Annotated in this window: 1 protein-coding gene; it reads right to left on the reverse strand. The window is 67.6% G+C overall.

The genetic code is table 11. From position 1 onward, the window contains the following. On the reverse strand, positions 1 to 585 hold a 585-nt coding region (istA, locus tag COA17_RS18690), incomplete at its 3' end, for an IS21 family transposase (protein WP_141397146.1). Between the last annotated feature and the right edge of the window lie 116 nt (positions 586 to 701).

The following is a 701-nucleotide window of genomic DNA, read 5'->3' on the forward strand; positions in this document are numbered from 1 at the left end:
GCCGCGCGTCGGCACGCCTCCGAAGAAGGCAAACGCCCGCGCATGCGCGTCGAACAGCATCTCCTGTGTCTCGCGCGGATAGGCCCGCACATACATGGCCCGCGACGCGCACAGTCGCACATGCGCGACCTTCACGCGCATCGGCTTGCCCGAGATCTCCACGTCCTCATGGCTCCAGTCGAACTGATAGGCCTCGCCCGGTCGGAACAGCAGCGGGATGAACGCCGGCGCATCCATCACATCGCGACGTCGCGCCTGCCGCCAGCGGGCCGCATAACGGCGAACCGCGTCGTACGAGCCGTCGAACCCTTCGCGTAGCAGCAGGTCGTGGATGCGCGTGAGGCGCAGCTTCTCGCGCCGCGGCCGTGCCTCATCGTCCTCCAGCAAAGCATCCAGTCGCGCCTGGAACGGACCCAGCTTCGGCAGCGGCTGCACTGCCCGCCGGTAGCCCATGTCCGCCTCCGGTGCCCGGATCGCCTTGCGCACCACCTTGCGCGACAGGTGCAGGTCCCGCGCTATCGCCTTGATGGCCTTCCCCGACGCGTGCTCGCGCCGGATCCTCAACACCGTCTCCAATACCAGCATCCCGCTCTCGCCGCCTGACACACCGCCAAGCGAACAGCCTAGACCACCGGGATGAGGGGTCCCTTTTCGACGCCGATCACCCCGCTACCGGGGTCCTTTTTCCACGCCGATCCACA

This window comes from Sphingomonas ginsenosidimutans, from assembly GCF_002374835.1.
In the GTDB taxonomy this organism is placed as follows: Bacteria; Pseudomonadota; Alphaproteobacteria; order Sphingomonadales; family Sphingomonadaceae; genus Sphingomonas; species Sphingomonas ginsenosidimutans.